This is a genomic window from Sporomusa acidovorans (assembly GCF_900101845.1).
GTDB classification, from domain to species: Bacteria; Bacillota; Negativicutes; order Sporomusales; family Sporomusaceae; genus Sporomusa; species Sporomusa acidovorans.
This window is the reverse complement of the sequence record NZ_FNAM01000013.1, coordinates 95,292-120,148: the sequence shown is the minus strand read 5'-3', so window position 1 is coordinate 120,148 and position 24,857 is coordinate 95,292. Positions and strand designations below refer to the sequence as shown.

Sequence of the window (24,857 nt, the reverse complement as noted above, 5' to 3'; positions counted from 1 at the left end):
TGCAGTGGGAACTCTTACTGGGAGCCAATAGTAATGGCATAATCAAGGTCAGCGAAAACTTGAGCGCGAAATAAAAAATCCGAAGTCTTTAAGTAAGGCTTCGAATTTTTTTATTCGTCGTCGAATTTTACTTCATACGGCAGCAGGTATTATTTTCTTCTAGAAAGCGGGCTTTTTTTGTGCTGTCAAGCGTCAAATTTGGCTTGCTGTTCGGTTGTAAGCTGCTCACGAATAATCTTTGTGGAATCCTGTTTTATCTGTTTTATTTGCGAAAGACTCGTAGGGACAGTTCTTTCGATTCATTCACTATTATATTCCCATATAGGAATATATTTTTGCATTATATGAGGTAGATACTTAAAATGCAACTGCTATCCTAAAAATTTTAAATAAAAGTGCAATTATTTTAGATTAAAATATAGTTGCAAAATAAAACTGTTTCGTGTTACAATTAAAATAGAATTATAAGGGATGTAAATTCCTTTTAAAAATAGCTATGAGGAGAAAGTATATGGATTGCAGCGATGAAAGCAAGCAAAGTGCGTGAATTCTTTTTTACAATAAATTAAAGCCGGTCGAAATAAAAGAAAGCGAGGGAATTGAATTGGCAGATGCAAATAGCGCCGAAATTTTTAGGGAAATTATTAAGACATGTGTGAAAAAACTAGGTTTGCTGCAGAAGGCGGACGCCGCATGTTGTGGGATTACGGTTGCTCAATGCCACACTTTAGTGGAGATTGGCAGAACTAATGGTTTGTCGTTAAATGAATTGTCTGAGGCCCTTACTCTTGACAAGAGTACCATGAGTCGTACCGTCGACAACTTGGTTAAAACAGGGCTGGTAGAAAGGCAATCCGATAATGAGGATAGGCGTTACACAAAAATTACGTTAACAGCAGAAGGAACGGAGATGGTTAAGGCAATTAATAGCGGGATGGAGGAATATTTTGAGCGGGTTTTGCGTTCAATTCCCAAGGAAAAGTGCGAAGCCGTGATAGAGATCTTACCGTATCTCCTCACCGCAGTAAAAAATACAGAAATGGGTTTTGCTGTACGGCAAGTTTGTTCCGGTACTACACAAGATAAGGGAGGGGCTAATTGTGAGTAATAGCATTAGAGAGGTTGTCAAGAAGAAATACGCCAAGGCTATTACCGGAAAGAAAGGATGTTGCGGAGGGGCAGGTTCGGTTGGCTCCTGCTGCGATACCAGCCTTAACAAAGCGACGCAAAGCATAACCGGGAATTTGTATTCAGAGACAGATGTTGAGGGACTGCCTTTCGATATGATTGCCACTTCGTTCGGTTGTGGTAATCCAACGGCACTGGCTGAGCTTCATCCGGGAGAGATTGTATTAGACCTAGGCAGCGGCGCTGGGCTCGATGTTTTGCTTTCTGCTAAAAGGGTAGGACCTACCGGTAAAGCATATGGCCTGGACATGACTGACGAGATGCTGGCAGAAGCAAGAGCAAACCAGCAAAAATCCGGGATAACCAATGCAGATTTCTTAAAGGGCCACATTGAAGACATTCCACTCCCCGATAACACGGTTGATGTTATCATATCCAACTGCGTCATTAATCTATCTTTTGATAAAGATAAGGTCTTAACAGAATGTTTCCGCGTCTTAAAGCCAGGTGGCCGGTTTGCGGTATCTGATATTGTTTTAAAAAAATCGATACCTCAAAAATTGCAGCAGGATCTTACTGCATGGGCCGGTTGCATAGCCGGTGCTCTTAGCGATGAGGAATACAAAGGAAAACTATTGGCAGCTGGATTTGAAAATATCGATCTTGAGGTAACTAGGGTCTATGACTTTACTGACTCAGATTCCGAACTGTTTGCAAAGTTGTCTAAAACGGAGCTGGTAGACCTAGATGGTGCGATAGTAAGTTCCTTTATTAGAGCCCGTAAGCCTAAGGCAACTGCGCTAAAGGAGGGAGACTTTGTTATAAGGCAAGCGACCGCAACGGATTTGCAAAGATTAGAGCAGCTACTTGCAGATGCAAAGCTTCCGACAGACGGGGTTGAGGTTAACCTTGCTTACTTCCTGGTAGCCGAGACTAAAGACAAAGAAATTGTCGCCGTAATCGGTATGGAGCGCTCCGACTCGTATGGATTATTACGCTCGCTGGCAGTTAGTCCTAAATGGAAAAAGCAAGGACTCGCGAAGAAACTCCTAACCCATGCTATTAAGCAGGCTAAGTCGAACGGGATAAGCGAGTTATATTTATTGACAGAGACTGCAGCTAACTATTTAGCAAGGTTTGGATTTACAGAGATTTTGCGTTCCGATATTCCGGAAGAATTGATGAATAACTCGACATTGAATACCGCCTGCTCCTGCTGTAGCACGTGTATGAGATTAAAGCTATAATCGACCATGGGAATAGGACAGAAAAAGCAAAGGTCAGCCATACCAACAAGGATGGTAATAATATGAGGAGTTCCGTATTGGGGATGAATCTTGCAAACTGCGGCTGGAATCAATCCATCACGCGACATCGCAAAAAACGCCCGGTTTTGTGCATACATCATAACCAAGAGAACAGTTGACAAACCGCAAATAGCGCCTGTGCCTACCAGCGCCGAACCAAATTGATAGCCGAGAGTACGCAACGCATAGGCTACGGGTTCAGCATTATTTAATTGATCATAAGGCACGACGCCGGTTAAAACAGCAGCTACCAAAACATATAATACTGTACAAATCGCTAAGGAACCGATGATGCCAATCGGCATATCCTTACTGGGATTCCGGGTCTCTTCCGCTGAAGTTGCAATAGAGTCAACGCCTAAATAAGCAAAGAAGATAACCGCGGCCCCGGCCGAAACTCCGGAATAGCCAAAAGGCAGAAAGGAAAAGAGGCTGTTTGTCAGGAAAAATCAGCGATAATGGAAAAGCAGGTTGCCAAAAAGGTTGCCTAAGCGCCAAAAAGTTGCCTGCCTGTTCTCAGCCATCATTCGCTTGATGCGGCTGATTCAAGTTATACTTTCTGAGTTTTTTTAACACCGCCGTATGCGACAATCCTAATACTGAGCCTACCCGCCGCGCTGAACCAAACCGCTTAACCGTTTCCCGCAGAATGATTTTTTCCACTTGGGCTAATCGCTCGTGCAGGGTCTGATAGGTTTCAAAACGGACGTCCGGTACTTGAATTTGGCGCGACGGAGGACGGCGTCCCAATAAAATGTGCCGTTCTTCTACTGCCGTTCCTCCCACCAGGTTGACGGCCCGTTCCACCACATTTTCCAATTCCCGCACATTGCCCGGCCAGTCGTAATACTGCAGACGTTCCAGCGCCGCCGGGGTAAAGCCCTGCACCGGACGCTGCAGCTTGCCGGCAAAGCGTTTTAAAAAATATTCGGCCAATAACCGAATATCTTCCTGCCGCTCCCGCAGCGGCGGTAAAAACAAGGGAATCACGTTCAAACGATAATATAAATCTTCCCGGAACAAACCGCCGGCCACTTGTTTTTCGAGATCGCGGTTGGTTGCCGAAATTATCCGCACATTTATTGCGATCTCACGGCTGCTGCCCACACGGCGCACCCGCCGGTCCTGCAGGGTACGCAGCAGTTTGGCCTGTAAATGAACCGACATTTCCCCGATTTCATCCAAAAACAGCGTGCCCTCGTTGGCTAATTCAAACAAGCCGGGTTTGCCGCCTTTCACCGCACCGGTAAACGCTCCCTCTTCATAACCAAACAGCTCGCTTTCCAGCAAGGTTTCGGGAATGGCCGCGCAATTGACCGGTATAAAAGCCGCTTGAGCCCGGGACGATCCACTGTGGAGCGCCCGGGCAAACAGTTCTTTGCCTGTGCCGGTCTCACCGCATAGCAGCACGGTAGAATCACTGCGGGCATACAGGCGGGCCTGCTCCATTACCCTGGCCATTGCCGTACTGGTAAAAGGGATATCGGCAAAAGTCACCGGCCTGGAAGCTGTGATTTTGTGGACTAACTCCCGTACTTCGCGAATATCCCGGACAACCGCCACCGCGCCGACCACTTCTTCCTGCCTGTTGCGCAGCGGCAGGGTACTGACGATGCAGTAACCGCCCTTACTGTCGACAAAAACTTCACGATTACGAAAGGATTTTCCGGTACGCAGGGTTTCCAGGACGAACAAATTACCGGCCAAACTGTCGTCGATGGGTTGTCCCATGCTGGCAGCCAGGGATAACCGTAAGATCCGGACAGCCGCCATATTGCACTGCGTCAGGATGGAATCCTGATTGACGGTCAGAATGCCATCCTGTACCGACCCCAGGATGGCATTCAACTGCTCGGCCCGTTCCTTAGACGGCATCAACGCGATGGTTTCCACCCGGTACACGCCGCCAATTTTCCGCAGGGCCTGAATGAAAGCTTTTTCTCTCTCCGGTTCCAGCCAGGGACACTCGAGAAATACATTACCCTGTTCGACTTCCAGCGAAACAATATTGATCTGCCGTTTGGCCAAACACTGGGTAATATCATGAATAAGACCTACCCGATTCACACAGGGCAGCCGCAAACGCATAGAAAGTCCCTCCCTCGATTCAGGCTGTAACCGCAGGTTCCCCTGTTGGAGTCCCATGTTGGAGGAACCTGCAGTCCAACCCGGTTTGGGAGGAAATTAAAAGCGCATGGCAGGTCTTTCAACCTACACATGCGCTTGCTCTATCGCTTGCTGCTATCTGTAAGCAGGCGCTCTTGATCAAAAATCCGTTGACCGCCTGTTACCTTATGCAGATATTGCGCGCAGCCGCACAGCTCCGCCCCCGGACAAACACTCTTTTAACCGGCTGGCCGATGCTTGTATCCCAAGCGGCAACACGGTATAATAATAGTGTCGTCGTGGACAGTTAACTGTTGCGTGTAGGTGCCTAACCACCTGCTCGTGCCTGAAAGTGCTGGTAACACTTTCAGGACACGGCGACTTTTAATTTCCACCTATTTCTAATTATAGCTCTTTATACCGGAAATGCAAGTAAAATCAGTATATCCCTGGCGAGCATAAGGCAGCAGAGACGAAAGCGTCCCCGAGACACCCCACGACATGCCTTTTGGCTTTCTCATTACAAATGTGTGAAAAAATTACTGACAGTACCCCAAACTTTACAATAAATAATTAATTAGCTATAATGCATATATGGATAAAATTAAATTACATAATCCAACTCTTAGAGTTTTGCACATTTTAGAAGCTATATATAACAGTGTCGATGGCCTTACTCTTGCTGAAATTTCAAGACGTACTGGCATTTTCAAGGGCACGTTGCACCCGATAGTCATGACACTTTTACATGAAGGATTTCTCCAGAATTTTGGTTCACGAATTGTAATTGGTAAAAACTGCTTTAAACTGGGATATGCTTACGTCCATTCCTTGAATTATTTGGACATCCTTAAACCGCACATGAGAGAAATTGTGGCTGCTTGCGACGAAATATGCCAGCTTGGCATATTAGACGGAGGCGACGTACTCTATGTAGAGAAAACAGAACCGAATCAGGCAATACGAATTGAATCGTCTGCCGGCAAGACGATTGCCGCCTATGCAACCGCTCTCGGCAAATGTCTTCTTAGCGGTTTAAGCAATGATGAGATAGTTAAACTTTATCCAAACGAATTTATAAAATATACGGTAAGGACTATACCGGATTTAAAAATGCTTTTACAGCAGCTTGAGGCAGTAAGGAACAATGGATATGCTCATGAAATAGGTGAAACCAATATTGACATAGAGTGTCTGGCTGTTCCGATCAAAATTTCTGACAAGGTTTTGGCATCTATTAGCGTTAGTCTTCCCATATTTCGGTCTACGCCGAAAAAGACTGAGCAAATTTTGGCTGTTTTGAAACTGCATGCCGAATTGATTGCAAAAGAAATTGCGCTGCTACCAATGGAAGTAAAGCTGTTTTCTGACTGAAAATAAAAAACGACGTTTGAAGTGCACCTCCAAGTGTTAGACAATAATTCTAGCATTTGGAGGTGCACTTTTTCTTTATTTCCTTATTATTTAATTTTTCATTAAATTCTTGACAATATGGAATAAATTTGCTACACTTCAGGTGTAGTAAGTATATACAAACAGTGATAGTATATACGAACAAAAATTTAAAAGAAGGAGGACTTGATCAAATGAATGCCATTCACGTAAGCGAACTTGATAATGTTGCAACCGCTTTAGAACTTCTTAAAAAAGGCGATATTGCGCTTGGCGTAGCCGTTCTTCAGGACATACGCCAAGGCCATAAATTTGCAACTGCGGACATTAAAAAAGGCGAGCCTGTTATTAAATATGCTTCGCACATCGGTCTTGCAAGCTGTGATATAAAAGCCGGGGAATGGGTGCATGTACATAATATGGAAGGCGAACGCGGCAGAGGTGATACGGACAGTGGTGTAAGAGACATTAGACAGGATGTTTATTGTAAAACCACTGTTGCTCAAAGTGACAAAACATACAAGCTTATGGGGTACAGACGAAGTGACGGCGGCTTTGGCTTTAGAAATCACATTCTGGTGATTCCTAGCGTGCATTGTGCCAATAAAGTAGCGGAAAGTATTGCCAATGCCGTAACGTACAGTGACGAAGCAAAAAATGATGAAACGAATGTCGTTTACGTTATCCATCAGCACGGCTGCAGCGAGCTAAGCTACGATGTAAGACAAACGCAGGATGTCATCGTTGGAACCGGCGCCAACCCGAATGTATACGGTGTTTTGGTGGTAGGTCTTGGCTGTGAAGGTGTACAGGCAAGGGCTGTTGCGGAAGAAATCAGGGAAAGAGCGCCGTATAAGGCTGTGGAGTACTTTACTATTCAGGAAGCCGGCGGAACCGTGCGGAGTATTGAAAAAGGAGTACAAATAGTTAAAAAAATGCTCGCGGCGGCGCTGAAAGTGCAGAAAAGCGAAGGATCCTTGGCCGATATAGTGCTTGGCACCGAGTGCGGCGGGAGCGATAGTTTTTCAGGCCTTAGCGCAAACCCAAGCCTTGGCGCAGCTGCCGATATGATTATCCAGCATGGTGGCAGCGTAATACTGGCTGAAACAACAGAACTTATCGGTGCTGAACATATTCTGGCCAGCAGAGCGATAAATGCCAGCGTGAAAGATGCAATTCTCAGCACGATTAAGGGCTATGAAGATACCGTAATAAAATCGCATGCCGATATACGCGGTGCCAATCCCAGCCCGGGAAATATTGAAGGTGGCTTGAGTAGTATTGAGGAAAAATCGTTGGGTTGTATTTACAAAGCAGGCAACCAGCCTGTTGTGGCAGTGAAAGAGTACGCTAAAAGGATAACCGGTAAGGGGCTGACTTTTATGAACACACCGGGCAATGACATCGAACAGCTAAGCGGCATGGTTGCCGGCGGATGTAATATTTGCGTGTTTACCACCGGTCGTGGAACCCCGACCGGAAGCGCTGTTACGCCGACGATAAAGCTGGCGTCAAACTCGGCGGTATTTCAGAGTATGAATGATTCCATAGATTTAAATGCTGGCACCGTGATAGAAGGTACCAAGCACATTCAAGAAGTGGGAGAGGAGATCTTGGACTTTATTGTGGCGGTAAGCAATGGGAAACTTACTAAGGCTGAGATGAACAGACAAAATGATTTTTCCATTTGGCGGCTGGCAACAACTGTTTAAGATTTTAGAAGGAGGTCGAACGACATGGATTTGCAATTAAAAGAAAAGGTTGTTTTTGTAACAGGTGGCGGAAAAGGTATAGGAAGCGGTATTACACTTGCTCTGGCCAGAGAAGGGGCGATTCCGATTGTGCTTTCCCGTTCGGCAATTTTGCCTGAGTTCAAAGAAAAGCTGGAAGCGCTCACTAAGGATTATGAATTTATTCAGATTGATCTTAACGAAACGGATAAAATTCAACCAATTGTTGACGACATGGCAAAACGGAGGGGATCTATTTACGGTATCGTAAATAACGCTGGTGCCAATGACAATAAGGATCTAGAAACAACTTCCTGGCGGGATTTTGAGAAGAGCCTTCATGAAAATCTGACACATTACTATGCACTTGTTCATGCTGCCGTTCCGTATCTTAAAGACAGCAGAGGGTCCATTTTAAATATTTCTTCCAAAACAGCTCTTACCGGACAGGGCAAGACCAGCGCCTATGCGGCTGCCAAGGGGGCAATTTTGGCTCTGACCCGCGAGTGGGCAGCTGCTTTAGCCAAGGATCATGTAAGAAGCAATGCGATTGTCGTCAGCGAATGCTGGACGCCGCTATACGCAAACTGGATTAAAACCTTTGACGATCCGGAAGCAAGAAAAAAAGTTATTGCAGATAAAATTCCGTTTGAACATCGTTTTACATCGATTGAAGAGATTGCAGATATGGCAGTCTTCCTGCTTTCCCCGCTTTCATCGCATACCACGGCTCAGTGGGTATTTGTGGATGGCGGTTATGTTCATCTTGATAGAGCGTTAAGCTAAGTAAGGGAGGGAAAAAAATGGGTGACAATGTTAGTAGTAAAAATGTTAAGATAGCTGCTTGTTTGGTTACAGTACTGTTCTTTCTTTGGGGCTTAAGCTATGGTTTGATTGACGTTATGAACAAAAACTTTCAAAACCAGTTAGGCATTACCAAAGCGACATCCGGTCTGTTGCAGGCAGCTTATTTTGGTGGATATTTTGTCATTGCTACGCCCGCTGCACTGGTAGCGAAACGGTTTGGTTTTAAAGGCGGAATTATCATGGGACTTTTCCTGTATGCCGTGGGGGCCCTGCTTATCGTTCCGGCAAGCAATGCTCACAGTTTTACTATGTTTTTAGGGGCATTTTTTGTGATTGCCTGCGGCCTTGGCAGTTTGGAAACAAATGCCAATCCGTACATTACAAAGCTTGGTCATGATGAAGACGCAGCATTTCGCATCAATGTGGCCCAAAGTTTTAACGGTGTTGGCCAGTTTTTGGGGCCAATCATCGGCGGCAGCTTGTTTCTTTCTATCGCCAAGAGTGATGATATCGCCCGGAACATGCATAATGTTCAACTGGTTTATGTTGGCATTGCGGCCATTGTTGTATGTATGCTCTTTTTATTCCTTATTACTAAAATGCCGGAGGGAGCGGAAGTTTCAGACGGCGAAAATTCGGCGGAAGGCAATGGGTCATATAGTCAGCTTTTTAGCTATAAGCATTTTAAACTTGGCGCATTGGCACAGTTTTTATATATCGCTGCCCAGGTTGGTGCCGGCGCATTTTTCATTAATTACAGTGTTGAGCACTGGCAGGGACTTGCCGATAGCAAAGCTGCTTATTTCTTCGGTATTGCATTAATCGCATTCATGGTTGGTAGAATTGTAACGACTCCTTTAATGAAGAAATTCAGTGCCGGTAAAATTCTCGGCGTATATTCCGCAATCAATGTGATACTCATGCTTTGCTTGAACGTTGCAACCGGCAGCCTAAGTATATTCTTGCTGATCGCCTCCTTCTTCTTTATGTCGATTAGCTTCCCGACAATCTTTGCTTTAAGTGTTGTAAAAATTCCTGAGAATCTTGTAAAAACAGCTTCCAGTATCATTATTATGAGCATCGTTGGCGGGGCGATCATGCCCTTTTTCATGGGCCATGTTGCCGACAACTTTGGTACAGCGGCTGGTTATCTGCTGCTTTTACCTTGCTTTTTATATGTTGCGTGGTATGGATTTAAAGGCTGTAATGCGGAATGTGGTATGGATGTAAAGACCGAAAAGCCGAATGAGGAGATAATAAATGCTTGAAGTAGTTGATAGTCACTTTCACATTTGGGATTTGGACATATTGCATCTTCCCTGGCTGGATTCATGCGCCGGCATTAAAAAAAGCTTTAGCATGGATGATTTATGCAAAGCTTACGGTAAGCATGATCTCGATTTTAAGGGTGGCGTTTACGTAGAAGTTGACTGTGATAACGCTAGTAAAGAGGACGAGTATATTTATAATCTGCCTAGTTCTAAGATTTTGGCCAGAATTATGCGCGCGCCGCATTTATGCGCTCACATGCGGCTTCCCCTGGGAATTACCGGTGTGAGAGAGCCGCTTCATATTGACTCGTCGCCGCGCGGTAGATGCTTAGAACGAAGCTTTATAGAAGGGCTTGAAGTTTTGGCGGATCAGGATATGATTTTTGAGAGCTGCAATCGGGTAGCAGAACTGGAAGATATGTATCATGCAGTTTCCCAGGTGCCGCAGGCCAAGGTGATCATCAATCACTGCGGCAATGTGACAGAACTGACTGCAGCTTACAAACAGGCGATGAGAAAACTGGCAAAGTTACCTAATGTGTACTGCAAGGTTTCCGGGTTTGCTACCAAAGACAAGCTTTTTGTAAAAAATCTGCTTGACTTTTTGACTGGCGAATTTGATCATTCCAAACTTATTTATGCTTCAAACTTCCCGGTTGTGGAGTTGTACGCGTCATTTGATGAACATTTGCAGGCAGTAAGGGAATACTTTGGTGATGATGCAGACTTTTTCAGTAAAAATGCCAAGAAGCTTTATAAAATCAATAAGCCTCAGGTTTTTGCCAGTGTGATCCGACTTCGCCCGGAAAAGGCAGAGTACTATAAAAAACTGCATGCTAATCCGTTCGCCGGCGTAAATAAGATGATCAGAGAATGCGGGATCACCAAATATCAGATTTTTAACCGTGATGATTTGCTCTTTTCGATTATGGAGTACGGTGGCGACGATTTCGCATACGATATGGCCAAGATGGCACAGGACCCTGAAACGCAGAGATGGTGGCAGGAAACCGATCCCTGCCAGACGCGCATAGAAGGCGCTTTTAAGTCTGAGTGGTGGGCTGATATGAAACTCGTATATGATCTAGATTAAGAAGGTTGGATTTATGTCATTATATGTGGGAAAAGGAGAAGCACAATGGATTGTAAATATATTTGTCCAATTTTAACATCGGTAAAGGAAGACGGAACGGTAAATTATGAAGAAATGCACGCGTTATACGATCAGATTCTCGGTGCTGGTATCGATGGGGTGTTGGTCGGCGGTAGCGCCGGTGAATTTTATGCTTTTACCTATCAGGAAATGCAGGCTATGATTATCGATGCGGTGAAGCATATCAATCATAAAGGCTTCGTGTTAGCCGGTACGGGGCGGATGGCTAAAGCCGAAACCATTAGCCTTTCTAATGCGGCTATTGATGCCGGGGCAGATGCGGTTATTATTGTCGGTCCTTATTACAGTGCCTGTAATCAGGGAGACGTATTTACTTATTATGATGATGTTATGAGTCAGATTCACGGTAATATTTTCATATACAATTACGCGGATCGTACCGGCTATGATATATCGTCCGATACCATTTTGCGGCTGCTGGCTAAACATAAAAATTTGGTCGGTGTGAAAGATACCCACCCCGTACTAAGGCATACGCAGAAATACATTCAGGAAATTAAGAGTAAATACCCTGACTTCCAGGTGTTTACCGGCTATGACAACAATTGCATCCCAGCGGTTATTTCCGGCGGCGACGGTTGCATCGGCGCGCTATCGAACGTATATCCGGAACTTTGCCATAATGTCGCCGCAGCATTGCGGCAGGAAGATTTGCAGCAGATTAAAGCCGTGCAGCGGGAAATTGACAAGCGCATGCAGTTTTATGAAGTCTACACGCCCTTCAATCCGGTTATGAAATGGGCGATGAAGGAATTACATAAACCTATGCAGGAAAACTGCAAAGAACCGTTAACACCGCTAACTAATGAAGTAAAACAGTCATTACATGAATTTGCCGATGATTTATGGCGTAAAGATGAAAAATAAAAAGTAAGTGAAAAGTATCTTAGTTATGGGGGGAGTAAAGTGGCGAATCGTATTATCTTAAATGAAACATCTTATTTCGGTAAAGGCGCTATTCGTGAAATTGTCAATGAAGTTAAGAAGCGGGGCTTGAAAAAGGTCATGGTCGCTACCGACCCGGATTTAATCAAATTCAAGGTAGCCGCTAAGGTGACGGAGCTGTTCGATGCTGCCGGTATCGAGTATGCCGTTTACGATCACATCAAAGCCAACCCGACGATTGAAAATGTCCAGGAAGGCGTGGCCTTCTGTAAGGGACAGGGCGCCGACGTCATCGTCGCCATCGGCGGCGGTTCGGCTATCGACACAGCCAAGGCTATTGCCATCATTATGACGAATCCGGAATTCGCCGATGTTCGCAGCTTGGAAGGCGCTTCGCCGACGACGCACAAAGCCATGCCGGTTATCGCTGTATCCACGACGAGCGGCACGGCGGCGGAAGTCACCATCAATTATGTCATTACCGATCGAGAAAAGAACCGCAAATTCGTTTGTGCCGATCCTCACGATATCCCTGTCGTCGCCATTGTCGATCCGGATATGTGCGCCTCCATGCCGAAAGGCCTGTGCGCTGCCACCGGTATGGATGCTTTGGTACATGCCATTGAAGGCTATATCACCAAGGGCGCTTGGGAATTGACCGATATGATGCATTTGAAAGCCATTGAAATCATCAGCAAATGGCTGCGCAAATCCGTGGAAGGCGAATTGAAGGCTCGCGAAGAGATGGCTATCGGCCAGTACATCGCCGGTATGGGCTTCTCCAACGTCGGTCTTGGCATCGACCATTCCATGGCTCATCCTCTAAGCGCGCTTTATGACATCCCCCACGGCGTGGCCTGCGCAATCCTCCTGGCCCCGGTATTAAAATTCAATGCACCGGCAACGGACGAACGGTATCGCGAGGTAGCACGTGCTATGGGCGTAGCAGGCGTAGACGGTATGAGTCAAGACGAATACCGTCAGGCCTCTATCGACGCCGTGCAGAAATTGGCCGACGACATCAAGATTCCACGCCGCCTAAGCGAATTAGGCGTGAAAGAAAAAGATTTAGAATTTTTGGCTAGGTCTGCTTTAGCTGATGCCTGCACTCCGGGTAATCCGCGTGACGTAACGGTAGATGATATATTGGCTATTTATAAGTCCATCTATTGAAATACTTAATAATATTGAACGTGAACATTTCTTTTACAAGAAGCAGTAGAAATTAAAAATAGGGTGATGAGCAGCCTTGACAATTTGTAATCATTGTCAAGGCTGCTTTTGTTGCACCAAAGTACAGAAGGCAAAGGGTATATGGCCATCTTACCTGCAATAAATTTAGAATTCATGGTCACAATGGAAAATATCTGGCTGAGAGCATTCCATACCCTCACTCTGGATTGAGTTCAGTATTTCAAGGAAATGCTCGGCTTCTCTTCGAACATGATCGGCGAGCAGCGGTGGTATTAGAGATAATGCCGCACATTCTTTAATTAATTCTTCAGCGGTTGCTTTAAAATCTCGAAGTTGCATAGTTGATGTAGTAACGTCTTTTTCAAAACGCCAAAAATCATTAGTAATTCTGAAATGCCAAAGCATGCTGTCAAAGTCCCTTGCGTGTAATTGGAGTTGGTCAAACTTGTCACTTAACGCATTTGAAGTATCCACTAAATCACGTTCTGACGGATCAAGCAAACCACGAATGAATTTTAGGTGATCTCCCATAATCCTCAACCAAAATACATTTTCACTTACGATGGAATCTACAGGATACTTCATTTCACCATCTTTAACTTTTTGTAAAATTTTATGAAAGTACATAGCTTCGCGTGATATGTGATCAATTAATAATGGATAGTTGGCACCACCACGAATTTTGCATTCAATTAGTAGATGTAATAGATGTCTTTTAAAACAGAATATATTTTTTACGGCTGTCATGACCCTATCTATAAAACATAGAAAATCGTTTTCACTTCCGATCTGGCAAGCTCTTTTTTCCAGATCGGCAAACACCGCATAGAATTGATCTGCCTCTTGAATTAATTCTGTTTGATCACAAGGTAATCCCAATTTTATGAACAGAGAGTGCTCCTTCATAATACGCAACCAGAAACGAACTTGGTGAATATTTAAGGGAACAAAAGGTTTTACTTCTCTACAAAAAATATCCAAGTCGTACCCCTCCAAAAATATTTATATTACATATTATGTAACTACACTCTGTCTAGTGCTTAGGACTTAAAATAAAAAGGGACGGTTCGTTCTGTTTCCTTCTATTGAGGGTGACCGTAGCAGTTTGCACTCACTAAAATATTTGCGTTTTTAATTTATACGTTGTAGTATGGAAAAGTGATTATTTTCTTAGGGGGCTAATATGGGATTTCTTCTAACCTTCTTAGTAGTCTACGGACTGGCAAACTTATATATTGGTAATCGTTTTTTTTATTGGTTAAGAACGTTAGTATCTGTTCCACCAATATTTTATTGGGTTATATTTATTTTGGTAGTCACCGCTCCCATCCTCTCACGTATCTTGGCAAGATCGGGTATAGCTAAGACAGAAAGCTTATTTATCATTGGTGATTGGTGGTTAGCTATAACCTACTGGTCAGTGCTGTTGTGGTTTATTGTAGATATTACAAAAGTCGCTGATAAACGATTAAATTTCTTACCGGCTATAGCTAAAGATATGACCAACCAGGGGTATATAGTTTTTTTTATCCTTCTGGGAATGCTAGCTTACGGTGCTTGGAATGCGCTAAACCCAGTTATAACCCGCTATGATCTATCGATCAATAAAAAGGCCGAAGGAATCGATCATTTAAAGATTGTTTTGGTGTCAGACATTCATATGGGGCGAGTCGTTGGAATTGATCGCGTGGAACGATTAGCAAAATCCCTACATGAACTGAATCCGGATATAATTTTATATGCCGGCGATCAAATTGATGATGACGCTACCTATGTAGCAAACAACAAGATCGCAGAACCACTTCGGAATGTAAAAACGCGGTTCGGGTCATATGCAGTTCTTGGCAATCACGAATATATTAGTGGACAACCAGCCTTAGCAGTTTCACTATTAAAAAATAACGGTATTACTGTCCTTCAAGATCAAAGGACCACGATCAGTGATGCAATTTATATTGTGGGTCGTGATGATCTTTCTGCTGTCCGATATGCTGACAGAGGAACAGGGACACTTGCAGACATAATGAAAGATATTGATAAAAAGAAACCAATTATTTTAATAGATCATCAACCGTCACGCATTAATGAAGCCGCTCAACAAGGTGTGGATCTTCAAGTATCCGGCCATACACACAAGGGGCAGTTCTTCCCCAATAATCTGATCACGCAAGCAATATATGAACAAGACTGGGGCTATCTGAAAAAAGCTGGGTATCAACTTATTGTATCGTGCGGCTATGGTACGTGGGGCCCACCAATAAGACTTGGTAATCAACCGGAGATTGTCGAAATTAATATCAAATTTGAATAACACTTTTCAATTTAAAGTGGCCGCGGTAAAGATTCAAGTGACTCACAGGGATGGTTATTTTGATTCATTGGTTATCGCATCGCTGGAACCGTCCCCGCGAGTCTACAAAAATAGGACCCAGAGAACAGGCCAATGATAATGACAGAACAGGTTAATGCGTGAAAAATGAAAATTGGGTGGATTATCCTTATAAATGGACTCTCCACCATGAAAAACGCCTAAAGCAGCCGGAACTTTGTCGGTTAAGATGCTTTAGGCGTTTTTATTATCCATTGTCCCTGACAAAATATTGACGCCTTTGAAGACTTCCCAGACGGCATTCTGACAGGGTTTTGCTGTACAATAAGCGTGTTACCAGGTTAGACAATAACAAGGAGGCGCTAGCATGACCGACCTGTGGGTGGCAGGGGGAATAACCTCTCTATTGTTGATTTATCTTGTTTATGCTTTGATGAAACCGGAGGAATTTTAAAATGGCAAGCGATCTGACATTATTTGGCCTGTTTTTTGCAGTTCTTTTTGGCCTGGCTTGGCCACTCGGCCGGTATATGGCCAAAGTATTTAATCTTGAAAAAACTGTTTTTGATCCAGTTTTGCGACCAATAGAAAAAATACTGTATCGGATAACGGGGGTTGACGATTCGACAGAAATGAACTGGCAGCGCTATGCGGGCGCGGTTATCTGGTTCAATCTTCTGGGGATGGCACTGGTATTTATCATTCAGATGCTGCAAGATAAACTACCGTTGAATCCTGAAAATTTGGCGGCGGTGGCGCCGTGGCACGTCGCTTTCAATACAGCGGTCAGTTTTATGACCAATACCAACTGGCAGGCTTACGGCGGCGAGACGACGATGAGCTATTTTACGCAGATGGCCGCGCTGACTGTGCAGAATTTCCTGTCGGCAGCTACAGGCCTTGCGGTGGCAATAGCCTTTATCAGAGGTCTTACCCGCAAAACAACCCAGCTTATCGGTAACTTCTGGGTCGACCTTACCCGCAGTGTTATCTATATCCTGCTTCCCATATCGATTCTGTTTTCCGTGGTGCTTGTCCAGCAAGGTGTGCCGCAGACGTTGTCGCCCTATGTAAGTGCGCAGACCCTTGAAGGAGCGGAGCAAAAAATCGCGGTAGGGCCGGTTGCTTCCCAAGAGGCAATTAAATTGTTGGGAACGAATGGCGGCGGCTTTTTTAACGCCAACTCGGCCCATCCTTTCGAGAACCCTACCCCGTTTACGAACTTTCTTGAGACTCTTAGCATCTTTTTAATTCCTGCCGGTTTGGCATTTGCCTTCGGGTATATGGTAAGAGACCGGCGTCAAGGTTATGCGGTACTGGCGGCGATGACACTCTTGTTCCTTATGATGCTGACTCTTAACTATACCAGTGAGTTGGCCGGCAATCCTTTGGTAGCGGTGAGCGACGTCAGCGGATCTTCGGCAATGGAGGGTAAGGAAGTCCGCTTTGGGATCGGCGGGACTTCGCTGTTTGCAACCGTAACCACGGCCGCGTCCTGCGGGGCGGTAAATGCGATGCACGACAGCTTTACGCCGCTGGGCGGCCTGGTGCCGCTGCTGCAAATGATGCTTGGTGAAGTTGTCTTCGGCGGGGTTGGCGCCGGTTTCTACGGCATACTTGTTTTTGTCGTGCTTACTGTGTTTATTGTTGGCTTAATGGTGGGACGGACACCCGAATATCTCGGGAAAAAGATCGATTCCTGGGAAATGAAAATGGCGACTGTCGCCATTCTGATTCCGGCTGTTACCATCCTTATCGGCAGTGCCGTCGCGTCCGTAACAGAAGACGGGTTGGCCGGCATCGCCAACCCGGGTCCTCATGGCCTGAGTGAAATGCTGTATGCCTTCGCTTCCGCCGCCGGCAATAACGGCAGTGCTTTTGCCGGACTTACGGTCAATACTTTGTTTTACGATCTTGCACTTGCCCTGGCGATGCTACTCGGCCGGTTTGGCGTTATCATCCCCGTGCTGGCGATTGCCGGCAGTATGGCGGAAAAAAAAATAACACCGCCTGGTCCCGGTACTTTCCCGACCACGGGCTGGCTGTTCGTCGTGCTGTTAGCGGCCGTAGTATTGGTGGTCAGCGCACTGACCTTTTTACCGGCGTTGGCACTGGGACCCATTGTCGAACACGTATTAATGCTACAAGGCACTACCTTTTAAGGAGTGAAGGAAATGAATGAACGCAGTAGTTTCAATAAAGATATGTTAGTACAGGCAATTCAGGACGCTTTTAATAAGCTCAATCCTAAGACGCAGCTTCGTAACCCGGTCATGTTCATTGTCTATATCGGCGCGCTGGTAACCACCTGGCTGACAGTTCGTGACTTTTTTACCGGAGAGCCAATCGCCTTTTCTTTGCAGATAACCCTTTGGTTATGGTTTACCGTATTATTCGCCAATTTTGCCGAGGCGGTGGCTGAAGGCCGGGGGAAAGCCCAGGCCCAATCGCTGAAGACGGCCCGTTCCCAGACGAAAGCGCACAAAGTGAACGGCAACAGTACGATCCAGGTTGATGCTGCCAAACTTCGTAAAGACGACGTGGTTTTAATCAACGCGGGCGAATTTATTCCCGGTGACGGCGAAGTCGTTGAGGGAATGGCATCGGTGGATGAGAGTGCCGTAACCGGTGAATCCGCGCCTGTTATCCGCGAATCCGGCGGCGACCGGTCAGCGGTAACCGGTGGCACCAGGGTGCTGTCTGACTGGATTAAGGTAAGGATTACCGCGAATCCCGGCGAAACGTTCCTTGACCGGATGATTTCGCTGGTGGAAGGTGCGAAACGGCAGAAGACGCCTAATGAAATTGCGCTAACCATATTGCTCGTTGGTTTGACTATTATTTTTCTAGTAGCCGTGGCAACCATTGAACCCTTTGCCGTTTACTCAGGGACCTTAATCTCCGTGATCACTTTGATCTCCTTGCTGGTTTGCCTTATCCCGACAACAATCGGCGGGTTATTGAGCTCTATCGGGATTGCGGGTATGGACCGCCTCCTGAAGCGTAACGTACTGGCAATGTCCGGCCGGGCGGTAGAGGCTGCCGGGGACGTAAATGCCCTGCTACTGGATAAGACCGGCACGATTACTCTCGGCAACAGAATGGCAACCGAGTTTATCCCGGCGCCCGGTGTAAGCGAAAGCGAGTTGGCGGATGCGGCGCAACTGTCATCCTTGGCGGATGAAACTCCCGAGGGACGCAGTGTGGTTGTGCTGGCCAAAGAAAAATACAACATCCGTGAGCGGGATCTTACCACACTGGAAGCCGAGTTTGTGCCGTTTACCGCCCAAACCAGGATGAGCGGCGTCAATAGTAAAGGAAATCCGATTCGTAAGGGTGCTATCGATGCGATCCAAAAATATATAGGTGAACAGGGCGGCCAGTTTCCTGAAGAAGTGAAAGCGGCTGCCGAGAATATTGCCAAAGCGGGCGGGACACCGCTGATAGTTGCGCAAGGGACCAAAGCGCTGGGCACTATCTATCTAAAGGATATCGTTAAAGGCGGTATTAAGGAACGGTTCCAGGCGCTTAGGCAGATGGGCATCAAGACCGTTATGATAACAGGCGATAATCCGCTGACTGCCGCCGCAATAGCCGCTGAGGCAGGGGTGGACGACTTTTTGGCAGAGGCGACTCCCGAGGCTAAACTGCGGTTAATCCGCGAATATCAGGAAAAAGGCATGCTGGTGGCTATGACCGGTGACGGCACCAACGATGCGCCTGCCCTTGCTCAAGCCGATGTAGGTGTAGCGATGAACAGCGGTACTCAGGCGGCGAAAGAAGCCGGCAATATGGTGGATCTTGACAGTAACCCGACGAAACTTATTGAAATTGTTGAGATCGGCAAGCAGTTACTCATGACGCGTGGCTCGCTGACAACTTTCAGCATCGCCAATGATGTCGCTAAATATTTCGCGATTATACCGGCCATGTTTGCAGGCACCTATCCGGAGATGAATGTTTTTAACATTATGCGTTTGGCGACTCCGGAAAGCGCGATACTCAGTGCGGTTATCTTTAATGCACTGATCATCGTTGCGCTTATTCCGCTGGCCCTGCGTGGGGTAACCTACCGGCCGCTGGGAGCGGAAGTCATTCTTCGTAGAAATATTCTAATCTACGGTGTAGGCGGATTACTCGTGCCATTCCTCGGCATTAAAATAATTGATGTCATAATCGTCGCCTTGGGACTTGTTTAAGATAAAGAAGGGAGCTGGACGTCAATGTGGCGCCAAATAGTAAATTCTTTCAGAATGCTGCTTGTTTTAACCGTTATTACCGGTTTTGTGTATCCGCTAACGATGGTTGGGGTAGCTAACACGATTTTTCCGTCTCAAGCAAAAGGCTCGTTGGTTGAGCGTCAAGGGCAGGTTGTTGGCTCGAAACTGATTGGACAGAATTTTACGCAACCGGGTTATTTTCATGGAAGACCGTCGGCGGCCGGCAAAGATAGTTATGACGCCGCCGGCTCGGCTGGCTCCAATCTTGGTCCTACCAATAAGAAACTAATTGATACGGTTGCTGACAATGTGAACAAAGCACGTCAGGAAAATGGTCTTAGTGAGAGTGCCGCTATACCTGCCGATCTGGTAACTGCGTCGGCAAGCGGACTGGATCCCGATATTTCCCCGGAGGCGGCCTATCTCCAGGTTGAGCGCGTGGCTGAAGCGCGCGGGTTAGCGGCCAAGGAAGTAGCCAATTTAGTGGATAAACGTATTTTAAACCGGCAGCTAGCGCTGTTTGGCGAGCCAAGGGTTAATGTCCTGGAACTCAACATGGCGCTGGATAGATTAAAATAAGTATAAATAATTCCTAGTAATATGAAACTTAAAAACAAGGTTTATTTTTATGCTTTCTTTACGCCTTATCAAGATTAATTGACAGCATCTTAATGGTTATTATGGGTAAAATAAAGATGGGCCTAAGCAATTGCTTGCTAATTATAATTGGCACAAGGCAGGCTGCAGACTTAGTAAATACTGGCGGACAAAACGCAGAAGTGATAATTTGGGCGTTTTGTAGGTCAGTATGAAAAGACAGTGTATGGAGACGTCCAATGCACTGCCTTTTCGTTTTTTAACCCAATTCAAGCAAAATGATTTGTAACATAAACAAATTAGAGAAAATAAGATTCTTTGATCAGGCTAATCATTTTGACGGAATTCTGACACAATGCCTACGTAATTTGACCCATTTTTTACGGGATTATATGGTATTATTAACCTAAGTAAATACAATGATCTGGGGCTGTATGACAGTTTTTATAACAGGGATTTTATAAGTGCGGCCTTGCAATCGTGTCATTTATTACTGGCGAGATATTCGATAGTTAATATGCCTTATGAAAAATGTTCGACTCATTTTGGTAAAGGAAGGTAAATATATGGGCGCTTTTGAGTTGGCGGGTGTGATATTATTCGTTTTTGGTTTGGGTGTTTGTCTGGGATTACTGTTGTGGCCCAAATTAATAGGATTCAAATAACATCATGGGTTGATCTGTATAGTTGTTTATTACCAGATATATCATATTAATTCATGCAGGAAATAGGTTGTATGACAAAAAAGCGCGTTGATTTCATTTCAATGCGCTTTTTGTACAGGTTTTTTGCTCGTTTTGATAATATTTTTACAGGTAGTTTAGAATCTCAGACACGTTTCTGACGGGGTAAGAGCTATACTAACTGTAAGTTACAACTACTGGAGGAAAACTAGATGCCTATGAAGCAGGAGAATCGTACGGATCCTGATACGATTCTGCAAAAAATAGCAAGAAGTGAAATGGGAAAACTTACTGTTTTTTTAGGCGCTTCAGCCGGGGTGGGAAAAACCTACACCATGCTGGAGACTGCCCACGAACGTTTGCAGGCGGGGATCGATGTAGTCATCGGCTGGGTGGAGACCCATGGCAGGAAAGAGACGGAGGGCTTGGTTTCCGGGCTGCCTGTCATATTGCCTAAGTGTATTACCTATCGGGGCAAGGTAATACAGGAAATGGACATTGATGCGATTCTCGCCCGCAGGCCTGAACTTGTCCTGGTTGATGAACTGGCGCATACCAATATTCAGGGATCGCGCCATGTGCGCAGATTTCAGGATGTTGAGGAACTTTTGAAGGCCGGTATCAATGTATATACTACCCTTAACATTCAGCATATTGAGAGTCTGAACGATGTCGTTGCCCAGATTACCGGTGTTATCGTCAGGGAAACGGTTCCTGATTATGTGGTGGAACAGGCAGATAATGTTCAATTAATCGATATATCGCCGCAAGACCTGATTAAGCGTTTACAGGAAGGTAAGGTGTATGTTGCCGGCCAGGCAGAACAAGCGCTGCGGAATTTTTTCCGGCAAGGCAATATCAATGCATTGCGTGAAATGGCCTTGCGGTTTATGGCGAAGAGAGTAGACAGTGATTTGAGTGAATATATGCGCGAACACAAGATTGATGGTCCCTGGCCGGCTTCCGGCAAGGTCATGGTATGTGTCAGCGCCAGTCCTTTTTCCGCTCAGCTTATTCGTGCGGCTTGCAGGCTGGCCGCCGGTCTGCAGGCCGAATGGCTGGCAGTTCACATTGAAACCAATACTAAATTTTCGCTCAGGGAGAAAGAACGTCTGCGTGACCGTGTGGCGCGCAACATGCGCTTAGCGGAAGAACTTGGCGCTAAAACGATCAGCATAGCTGGCCGCGATTTACTGCATGAATTGCTGGCTGTTGCCCGCAACAATAATGTTACAGCCATTGTGGTCGGCAAACCGCAACAGAGCCGCTTAAGGGATATGGTACATGAATCGATTGTCAATAAGCTGATCCGGCATAGCGGCGGTATTAATGTTTATGTTATTCAGGCCCAAAAGGAGCAGCCAAGCCACAGTACATACATCAATACCGAAGCGGCACCTGTTCAGGGAAACTGGCAATATTATCTGCTGAGTTTTTGCATGATAATTGGTATTAGTGGCTTTGGCTGGTTTTTTAAGGATTTAATAGAAATTATCAATATTGCCTTACTTTATCAGTTGCCCGTAACCTTAAGCGCATTTTGGTGGGGGCGCTGGCCGTCTTATTTTACGGCGGTAAGCAGCATGGTTTTATTTGACTTTTTGTTTGTGCCGCCGGTTTTTGCCTTTACGGTCTATGATTTGCGTTATATTTGGAGTTTTATCACGTTTTTAATTGTTGCCTTTATTATTGGCGGACGTACTGAATTCTTAAGAGAAGAGGCTGATTTGGCACGTCAGCGGGAACGTAGTATTCGCTCGTTATATAGTTTCAGTAAAGAAATTGCTGCGGTGGTCGATTTGGCGACGATTACGCGCAGTCTGGCGATTCAGGCGGCAGACACCTTGGGACGTCGGGTCATGGTGTTATTGCCTGATGAGCATAATCAGCTTATGGTATGCGCGGAACACGAGCCAGGGGCGGCAATGAAACAATACACAATTCATCCGGTCGCTGATAGCACAGAAGCGGCTGTGGCAGCCTGGGTTTATGCGCACTGCGAAGCCGCCGGACGCTCGGCCGCAACCCTGCCGAGTGCCGACTATCTTTATTTACCGCTGGTTACACGGGAACACATTGTGGGTGTGTTAGGAATTAAAATCATCGAAAAACTTATTACTCCCGAACAACGCCGGCTCATGGAGGCTTGGGCCGGTCTGGCAGCGATTGCCATTGAAAGGGTACAATTGACGGAAAAGGCCCGCGAAGCGGAATTATTGCTTGAATCAGACAAACTGAAAAGTACTTTGTTTAATTCGGTTTCTCACGAATTGCGCACGCCGCTGGCATCAATTATTGGTTCGGCTTTAACGCTCAGAGATGCGGCCCAGCATTGTTCGCCTGAAGAGAAAAATGAGTTATGGGATAATATTATTGACGGGGCAAAGCGGATGACACGAATCGTGGCGAACTTATTAGACACGGCAAGGTTAGAAGGCGGAACATTACGACTGAAAAATGATTGGTGTGATTTACAGGATATCATTGGTGTAGCTTTGCGTCAGGTTGAGGATCAGATAAAAGAGCGGGCAATCCAATTCAATATTTCAGCGGAAGTTCCCATTGTACGTGGGGACGGTAAATTACTGGAACAGGTTATGGTAAATTTGCTGGATAATGCGTTTAAATACTCACCGGCCAATAGTCCTGTGGAAATAACTGTTGTAACCGGTAAAAATCAAGTTCAGGTTTCCGTTGCCGACAGAGGAATTGGCATACCGGCTGCTGACTTAACGCAGATCTTTGATAAGTTTTACCGGGCAAAGCAAATTGAGGGTAATAGTAACGGCATTGGTTTAGGATTATCGATCTGCCGAACTATTATAGAAGCCCATAACGGAAAAATTTGGGCAGAAAACCGCCCGGACGGCGGTACGATGATTCATTTTTTTATTCCCGTTCCCGAACAAGATAAAAGACTGATGGATCAGGAAGGAAGTATTTTCAATGGGAATTAAAATTTTAGTTGTTGATGATGAACCACAAATTAGAAAATTTTTAAAGGTTTCACTCAGAGTTGGTGGGTATGATACGGATGAAGTCACAAATGGGCAGGAAGCCATTCAACGTGCTGTAATATGTAAGCCCGATATTATTTTACTGGATTTGGGGTTGCCTGATATGGATGGCAAAAAGGTAATCAACCAAATCCGTGAATGGTCGCAAGTACCAATTATTGTCCTTACGGCGCGTGATCAGGAAAAAGAAAAAGTAGAGGCACTTGATGCGGGTGCTGACGACTATGTTACGAAACCTTTTGGTGTTGAAGAGCTTATGGCTAGAATACGAGTATTTATCAGAAGGACGACACGGGTTGATGATAAACCGGTTGTAGTATGTGGTGAGTTAACGGTAGATCTTGCGCAGAGACACATTTTTGTAAGCGGTAAGGAAGTAAAGCTGACACCGACTGAGTATGAAATCATAAAAGTTTTAGCCCAAAATGTGGGAAAAGTGATAACCCACCGGCAGTTATTTACAGCCGTATGGGGAAACAATTATTACGATGATAACCATTATATTAGGGTATATATTAATCAATTGCGGCGCAAAATTGAGGATAATCCTATCAGACCCAAGTATATTGTTACAGAATCGGGTGTTGGCTATCGGTTAATGGATCATTAAAGCTAGTTTCCCGACTACCCATACCCAGCACTTCCATATATTCTAGCTGATGCAGGCCGAGACGGGATTCAACGCGTTCGACGATATCATAGCGCTCATTATCAGGCATTTGATAAATCAAATCTATACAAGCCTGGTCGGCTGCCAGAATATCTGTCGAGCCAATAATACCAATGTCATGCCCATTTTCCCGCGCATGCGCAATTAGCCGGCCAAACGACGGAATTGCTGCCAATGCTGCCATCGTACCGCCGGCAAACTTTAAAAAGTTACGCCTAGATAATTCTTTGCGTTCTTTCTCTTGATGACCCGATGTTTCCATTTTTCTCACGACTCCTTTTTGTATATTATTACTTGGAACTTAAGTTGCAAGATCTGAATGGGAACTATTGGTAATAATACAGCTC

20 protein-coding genes and 1 pseudogene are annotated in these 24,857 nt (G+C 45.4%); 17 read left to right on the top strand and 4 right to left on the bottom strand.

Annotated features, from left to right (window positions below; genetic code table 11):
* Window positions 1-655: 655 nt before the first annotated feature.
* Together BLR65_RS11275 and arsN2 are read left to right on the top strand one after the other, a co-directional pair.
* Entirely contained in the window at window positions 656-1,108 is a 453-nt protein-coding gene (locus tag BLR65_RS11275; RefSeq protein ID WP_245692703.1) for a MarR family winged helix-turn-helix transcriptional regulator, read from the top strand.
* Window positions 1,101-2,375 carry an arsenic resistance N-acetyltransferase ArsN2 gene (gene arsN2 / locus BLR65_RS11270; protein ID WP_093794284.1) on the top strand — a complete coding sequence of 425 codons (1,275 nt, stop codon included), beginning with the start codon at window positions 1,101-1,103 and terminating at the stop codon, window positions 2,373-2,375. Before BLR65_RS11275 ends, arsN2 begins: the two co-directional genes overlap by 8 nt.
* Here the strand turns inward: arsN2 and BLR65_RS11265 are convergent.
* Together BLR65_RS11265 and BLR65_RS11260 are read right to left on the bottom strand one after the other, a co-directional pair.
* Window positions 2,300-2,857, bottom strand: a pseudogene (locus BLR65_RS11265) (amino acid permease); the annotation flags it as partial. The gene arsN2 and the pseudogene BLR65_RS11265 sit on opposite strands and share 76 nt — an antisense overlap.
* 94 nt (window positions 2,858-2,951) lie before the next feature.
* Window positions 2,952-4,523 carry a sigma 54-interacting transcriptional regulator gene (locus BLR65_RS11260; protein WP_093794283.1) on the bottom strand — a complete coding sequence of 524 codons (1,572 nt, stop codon included), beginning with the start codon at window positions 4,521-4,523 and terminating at the stop codon, window positions 2,952-2,954.
* A 206-nt stretch (window positions 4,524-4,729) separates the two neighbouring features.
* Between BLR65_RS11260 and BLR65_RS31395 the strand changes: the two genes are divergently transcribed.
* From BLR65_RS31395 to fucO, 8 genes are all read left to right on the top strand, one after another.
* Window positions 4,730-4,852, top strand: coding sequence for a hypothetical protein (locus tag BLR65_RS31395; RefSeq protein WP_281241525.1), 123 nt, complete (start codon window positions 4,730-4,732; stop codon window positions 4,850-4,852).
* Window positions 4,853-5,135: 283 nt separating this feature from the next.
* Window positions 5,136-5,915, top strand: a complete 780-nt coding sequence (locus BLR65_RS11255; RefSeq protein WP_093794282.1) for an IclR family transcriptional regulator — start codon at window positions 5,136-5,138, stop codon at window positions 5,913-5,915.
* A 212-nt stretch (window positions 5,916-6,127) separates the two neighbouring features.
* Window positions 6,128-7,645, top strand: a complete 1,518-nt coding sequence (locus BLR65_RS11250) for a UxaA family hydrolase (protein WP_093794281.1) — start codon at window positions 6,128-6,130, stop codon at window positions 7,643-7,645.
* Window positions 7,646-7,669: 24 nt separating this feature from the next.
* Window positions 7,670-8,449: an SDR family oxidoreductase gene (locus BLR65_RS11245; RefSeq protein ID WP_093794280.1), complete on the top strand. Its 780-nt coding sequence runs from the start codon at window positions 7,670-7,672 to the stop codon at window positions 8,447-8,449.
* Window positions 8,450-8,466: 17 nt separating this feature from the next.
* Window positions 8,467-9,738 (top strand): sugar MFS transporter, encoded by a 1,272-nt coding sequence (locus BLR65_RS11240; protein ID WP_093794279.1) that lies wholly within the window; start codon window positions 8,467-8,469, stop codon window positions 9,736-9,738.
* The gene (locus BLR65_RS11235; RefSeq protein WP_093794278.1) at window positions 9,731-10,834 is read left to right on the top strand and encodes an L-rhamnose mutarotase; all 1,104 of its coding nucleotides are present in this window, start codon (window positions 9,731-9,733) and stop codon (window positions 10,832-10,834) included. Before BLR65_RS11240 ends, BLR65_RS11235 begins: the two co-directional genes overlap by 8 nt.
* A 45-nt stretch (window positions 10,835-10,879) precedes the next feature.
* Window positions 10,880-11,782 carry a dihydrodipicolinate synthase family protein gene (locus BLR65_RS11230; RefSeq protein WP_093794277.1) on the top strand — a complete coding sequence of 301 codons (903 nt, stop codon included), beginning with the start codon at window positions 10,880-10,882 and terminating at the stop codon, window positions 11,780-11,782.
* A gap of 39 nt (window positions 11,783-11,821) precedes the next feature.
* On the top strand, window positions 11,822-12,973 hold the full coding sequence (gene fucO, locus BLR65_RS11225; RefSeq protein ID WP_093794276.1) for a lactaldehyde reductase: 1,152 nt from the start codon (window positions 11,822-11,824) through the stop codon (window positions 12,971-12,973).
* 165 nt (window positions 12,974-13,138) lie between these two features.
* On the opposite strand, the gene BLR65_RS11220 is transcribed toward fucO, so the two are convergent.
* The gene (locus BLR65_RS11220; RefSeq protein ID WP_093794275.1) at window positions 13,139-13,975 is read right to left on the bottom strand and encodes a DUF2935 domain-containing protein; all 837 of its coding nucleotides are present in this window, start codon (window positions 13,973-13,975) and stop codon (window positions 13,139-13,141) included.
* 202 nt (window positions 13,976-14,177) lie between these two features.
* Between BLR65_RS11220 and BLR65_RS11215 the strand changes: the two genes are divergently transcribed.
* The 7 genes from BLR65_RS11215 (at window position 14,178) to BLR65_RS11185 (ending at window position 24,450) form a co-directional block, all read left to right on the top strand.
* Window positions 14,178-15,305 (top strand): metallophosphoesterase, encoded by a 1,128-nt coding sequence (locus tag BLR65_RS11215; RefSeq protein ID WP_093794274.1) that lies wholly within the window; start codon window positions 14,178-14,180, stop codon window positions 15,303-15,305.
* Window positions 15,306-15,690: 385 nt separating this feature from the next.
* Entirely contained in the window at window positions 15,691-15,777 is an 87-nt protein-coding gene (kdpF, locus tag BLR65_RS31805; protein ID WP_093794273.1) for a K(+)-transporting ATPase subunit F, read from the top strand.
* A 1-nt stretch (window position 15,778) separates the two neighbouring features.
* Window positions 15,779-17,485: a potassium-transporting ATPase subunit KdpA gene (gene kdpA, locus BLR65_RS11205; protein WP_093794272.1), complete on the top strand. Its 1,707-nt coding sequence runs from the start codon at window positions 15,779-15,781 to the stop codon at window positions 17,483-17,485.
* A gap of 12 nt (window positions 17,486-17,497) precedes the next feature.
* A complete protein-coding gene (gene kdpB / locus BLR65_RS11200; protein ID WP_093794271.1) occupies window positions 17,498-19,522 on the top strand; it encodes a potassium-transporting ATPase subunit KdpB in 2,025 nt (674 codons plus the stop codon).
* Window positions 19,523-19,546: 24 nt separating this feature from the next.
* Entirely contained in the window at window positions 19,547-20,122 is a 576-nt protein-coding gene (gene kdpC, locus BLR65_RS11195) for a potassium-transporting ATPase subunit KdpC (protein WP_093794270.1), read from the top strand.
* A 913-nt stretch (window positions 20,123-21,035) separates the two neighbouring features.
* Window positions 21,036-23,780, top strand: a complete 2,745-nt coding sequence (locus BLR65_RS11190) for a sensor histidine kinase (protein ID WP_093794269.1) — start codon at window positions 21,036-21,038, stop codon at window positions 23,778-23,780.
* Window positions 23,770-24,450, top strand: a complete 681-nt coding sequence (locus BLR65_RS11185; RefSeq protein WP_093794268.1) for a response regulator — start codon at window positions 23,770-23,772, stop codon at window positions 24,448-24,450. Before BLR65_RS11190 ends, BLR65_RS11185 begins: the two co-directional genes overlap by 11 nt.
* On the opposite strand, the gene BLR65_RS11180 is transcribed toward BLR65_RS11185, so the two are convergent.
* Window positions 24,410-24,772, bottom strand: a complete 363-nt coding sequence (locus BLR65_RS11180; protein ID WP_093794267.1) for a twin-arginine translocation signal domain-containing protein — start codon at window positions 24,770-24,772, stop codon at window positions 24,410-24,412. The two genes, BLR65_RS11185 and BLR65_RS11180, sit on opposite strands and share 41 nt — an antisense overlap.
* Window positions 24,773-24,857: the final 85 nt, after the last annotated feature.

Excerpts from the sequence above, each read along its gene's own strand:
- BLR65_RS11180 (WP_093794267.1), bottom strand. The coding sequence starts at position 24,772 with ATGGAAACATCGGGTCATCAAGAGAAAGAACGCAAAGAATTATCTAGG.
- BLR65_RS11250 (WP_093794281.1), top strand. The coding sequence starts at position 6,128 with ATGAATGCCATTCACGTAAGCGAACTTGATAATGTTGCAACCGCTTTA.
- BLR65_RS11185 (WP_093794268.1), top strand. The coding sequence starts at position 23,770 with ATGGGAATTAAAATTTTAGTTGTTGATGATGAACCACAAATTAGAAAA.
- BLR65_RS11260 (WP_093794283.1), bottom strand. The coding sequence starts at position 4,523 with ATGCGTTTGCGGCTGCCCTGTGTGAATCGGGTAGGTCTTATTCATGAT.
- BLR65_RS11215 (WP_093794274.1), top strand. The coding sequence starts at position 14,178 with ATGGGATTTCTTCTAACCTTCTTAGTAGTCTACGGACTGGCAAACTTA.
- BLR65_RS11245 (WP_093794280.1), top strand. The coding sequence starts at position 7,670 with ATGGATTTGCAATTAAAAGAAAAGGTTGTTTTTGTAACAGGTGGCGGA.
- BLR65_RS11235 (WP_093794278.1), top strand. The coding sequence starts at position 9,731 with ATGCTTGAAGTAGTTGATAGTCACTTTCACATTTGGGATTTGGACATA.
- kdpA (WP_093794272.1), top strand. The coding sequence starts at position 15,779 with ATGGCAAGCGATCTGACATTATTTGGCCTGTTTTTTGCAGTTCTTTTT.
- BLR65_RS11240 (WP_093794279.1), top strand. The coding sequence starts at position 8,467 with ATGGGTGACAATGTTAGTAGTAAAAATGTTAAGATAGCTGCTTGTTTG.
- BLR65_RS31395 (WP_281241525.1), top strand. The coding sequence starts at position 4,730 with ATGCAGATATTGCGCGCAGCCGCACAGCTCCGCCCCCGGACAAACACT.
- BLR65_RS11255 (WP_093794282.1), top strand. The coding sequence starts at position 5,136 with ATGGATAAAATTAAATTACATAATCCAACTCTTAGAGTTTTGCACATT.
- kdpC (WP_093794270.1), top strand. The coding sequence starts at position 19,547 with ATGTGGCGCCAAATAGTAAATTCTTTCAGAATGCTGCTTGTTTTAACC.
- kdpF (WP_093794273.1), top strand. The coding sequence starts at position 15,691 with ATGACCGACCTGTGGGTGGCAGGGGGAATAACCTCTCTATTGTTGATT.
- kdpB (WP_093794271.1), top strand. The coding sequence starts at position 17,498 with ATGAATGAACGCAGTAGTTTCAATAAAGATATGTTAGTACAGGCAATT.
- BLR65_RS11190 (WP_093794269.1), top strand. The coding sequence starts at position 21,036 with ATGCCTATGAAGCAGGAGAATCGTACGGATCCTGATACGATTCTGCAA.
- BLR65_RS11230 (WP_093794277.1), top strand. The coding sequence starts at position 10,880 with ATGGATTGTAAATATATTTGTCCAATTTTAACATCGGTAAAGGAAGAC.